Source organism: Halorubrum sp. SP9 (assembly GCF_005435015.1).
Classification (GTDB): Archaea; Halobacteriota; Halobacteria; order Halobacteriales; family Haloferacaceae; genus Halorubrum; species Halorubrum sodomense.
Map to the genome: position 1 here is coordinate 1 of NZ_SGXU01000543.1, position 327 is coordinate 327.

At 65.7% G+C, this 327-nt stretch carries 1 pseudogene; it reads left to right on the forward strand.

Annotated features, from left to right (window positions below):
- Nucleotides 1-133: 133 nt before the first annotated feature.
- Nucleotides 134-327: pseudogene (locus EXE45_RS18530) on the forward strand (sodium-dependent transporter); the annotation flags it as partial.

A 327-nucleotide genomic window follows, 5' to 3' on the forward strand; every position in this document is an offset into this window, starting at 1 on the left:
GTCCCGGCGCGGCCGCGCGGCCCCGTCGTCCTCGGCCGACGCCGGTGACCGATTGATCATGTTCGATGATCGGTAGTAAGAGCGCCGGAGAGACACGTTTTTAGGGGGCAGTGAGGATTCATCCGGCACACAAATGGCACGCGAGACGTGGGCGACGCGAGCGGGCTTCATCCTCGCCGCGGTCGGCAGCGCGGTCGGGTTGGGGAACGTCTGGCGGTTCCCGTTCATCACCGGCCAGTACGGCGGATCGTCGTTTCTGATAACCTACCTGGCGTTCGTCGCGCTGATCGGGTTCCCGGCGATCCTCGTGGAGTTCGTCATCGGGCG